This window comes from Rahnella sp. CJA17(1/100), from assembly GCF_963881615.1.
GTDB classification, from domain to species: domain Bacteria; phylum Pseudomonadota; class Gammaproteobacteria; order Enterobacterales; family Enterobacteriaceae; genus Rahnella; species Rahnella aceris.
Map to the genome: position 1 here is coordinate 1 of NZ_CAWOJA010000076.1, position 383 is coordinate 383.

The window sequence follows — 383 nt, forward strand, 5'->3', positions numbered from 1 at the left end:
CTGACCCTGCGGCTGGGCGTCCGCGCTGAGAAAGACGCCCTTACCGCCGCGCAGGACGCCGTGTTCATCGGTGCGCAGCTCAAAACCTTCGCCGCGCGGCGCGTTCTGCGCATCGACGATATGCCCGCTATTCAGCTGGGTTTTGCCGTATTCGGTGGCGAGTTTGATGTGCTCCTCACCGCGCCGGTCCTCCATCCGCAGCTTGTTATTTGACGGGGTGCGCAGAACGTTGCGGGTGTGGTTCCGTTCGGTCACATGGTCGGGATGTTCGGAGTCGTGCAGCGCGGCGGCGATATACGGCCGGTCGGGGTCGCCGCCGTCAAAGGCGATGGCCACTTCTGTGCCGTCGGTCAGCGGCATATGCCAGCCGTAGCCGTCGCCGC

At 65.3% G+C, this 383-nt stretch carries 1 protein-coding gene; it reads right to left on the reverse strand.

Features of this window, described 5'->3' with window-relative positions; genetic code table 11:
- The coding region (locus AACU55_RS23380; RefSeq protein ID WP_205960170.1) for a type VI secretion system Vgr family protein at positions 1–383 on the reverse strand (383 nt) is incomplete at both ends.